This is a genomic window from Pedobacter sp. 01T416_2 (assembly GCF_056398925.1).
In genome coordinates this window covers 1-1986 of the sequence record NZ_JBFTQI010000964.1, presented here as the reverse complement: position 1 = coordinate 1986, position 1986 = coordinate 1, and the positions used below count along the sequence as shown (strand labels likewise).

The window sequence follows — 1986 nt, the reverse complement described above, 5'->3', positions numbered from 1 at the left end:
GAAATCAAGTCCCATCAAAATTTTAATTGACTTATCATGATTATCGGGAGAAGACTTAGGCGCACACTCTGGAAAGACCAATCAGCAAGCAAGAGGCCCGATAAGTTAATGGTCGGCACAAGTTAAAAGAACGGTCGGGTGAGTCAGGCTTATTGCTTAGGTAAGACCTAAATTGTAGAAAACGCCTGACCGTTCAAGATGGGAAATAAAACCATTGCCTATGGATGCATTGAATAAGACAAAAAAGTATGTATTAAATAAACTGGATTTGAAATCAAGTCCCATCAAAATTTTAATTGACTTATCATGATTATAGGGAGAAGACTTAGGCGCACACTCTGGAAAGACCAATCAGCAAGCAAGAGGCCCGATAAGTTAATGGTCAGCACAAATTAAAAGAACGGTCAGGTGAGTCAGAGCGTTTGCTAAAGGTAAGATCTAAATTGTAGAAAACGCCTGACCGTTTAAGATGGGACTTATAAAACCGTCAGCTATGGATGCACTGAATAAGACAAAAAAGTATGTCTATTTCATCGGGATCGACATATCAAAAGAAACCCTGGATATCGCTGTCATGGTTCGGGGATCTATTTTGGTCCACAATACCATCCCCAATGAACCAAAAGCGATCAAGGACCATATGCTACACCTGAAAGCGTCTTTGAAGTTTACCACCAGAAACGCCGTTGTTGGCATGGAAGATACTGGAATCTATGGCAATTACCTGATCAACAAACTGAAGACGCTTAAAATCGATACTGTCGTCGACTCGCCCCTTCGTATTAAAAATTCTTTGGGTTTAATCCGAGGAAAAACCGATAAAAAAGACGCCGAAAGAATCGCGCTGTACCTCTATAAATCCAGGGATGTATTAAGATTAAGGGTACCAAAGCGGCCGATCATCGAACAATTGGCCGGTTTATCCACTTTAAGAAAGCGCTTACAATCGCTTCATATCGCGATGCGGGTACCCTTAAAAGAGAATACAGGCTTTGTGAAGAAAGGCCTGATCGAACAGAATAACAGGCTTTGCTCCAGGAGTATCGATGCCCTTAGACTGGATATACAGGACGTTGAAGATTCGATCGAGGCGACATGGAAAGCGGATGAAGAAACAAACCGACTGATGACCTTAATGCAGTCAGTGCCCTGTGTCGGGCCCGTGATCGCACTGGAAATCCTTATCTGCACCAACGAATTTAAAAACATAAAGACCATCAGACAGTTCGCATCTTACGCTGGAGTAGCGCCCTTCCCTTATAAATCTGGTACCACGGTCCATAAGAAAACCCGGATATCAAAGATTGCCAATAAAAAAATGAAAGCCCTGCTACATAACTCTGCAGTTCTGGCCAGAAGGTTCATCCCGGATATCAAGGCTTACTATCACCGCAAAATAGACATAGAAGGAAAACACAAAATGTCAGTACTCAATGCAATCCGGTTAAAAATCGCCGCAAGGGTATATGCCTGTGTCAAAAACAATAGATTGTATGAGAAAAAACACGAATACAGACCCACAACCTACATCCCTTGATAAAGAACAAAAGACCATGTTGATACTCGCGCGGACCGACGATTATCAATATGGCTGACCTTCAAAAAGCTTCAGCTTTGGCTTCATAAGCTTATAAGATGAGGGATGAAAAATTCCGTCCCTTTTTAATACCAATAAAGGAGCAATTTTTTCTTTTTTAAAACTTCTCCATAAGCCTGAGCTTCTAAACAAAAATACTGCCGTTTTAAATTTTATCCCAATATTCCCTGTGCTTTTTTGATTACTGCAGCCATATCTATCCCCTTACCCAAAACTCCGGAAAAAAGATCCCCGGTTTCTTTCAACCTGTCGGTGGCATTCGGTGCTTTCGCAAGAAAAAAGGAAATTTATTTCTTGGCAGATTTTTGCATTTAAAAAAATTCCTGCCAGACTTTTAACAGAATCTATTTGAATTGGGCATTGTGCGATCTTTAGTGACAATCGGAGAC

1 protein-coding gene is annotated in these 1986 nt (G+C 41.1%); it reads left to right on the top strand.

Annotated features, from left to right (window positions below; translation table 11 throughout):
- Window positions 1-493: 493 nt before the first annotated feature.
- Entirely contained in the window at window positions 494-1537 is a 1044-nt protein-coding gene (locus AC1DPQ_RS26335; RefSeq protein WP_477579498.1) for an IS110 family RNA-guided transposase, read from the top strand.
- The last annotated feature ends 449 nt before the right edge of the window (window positions 1538-1986 follow it).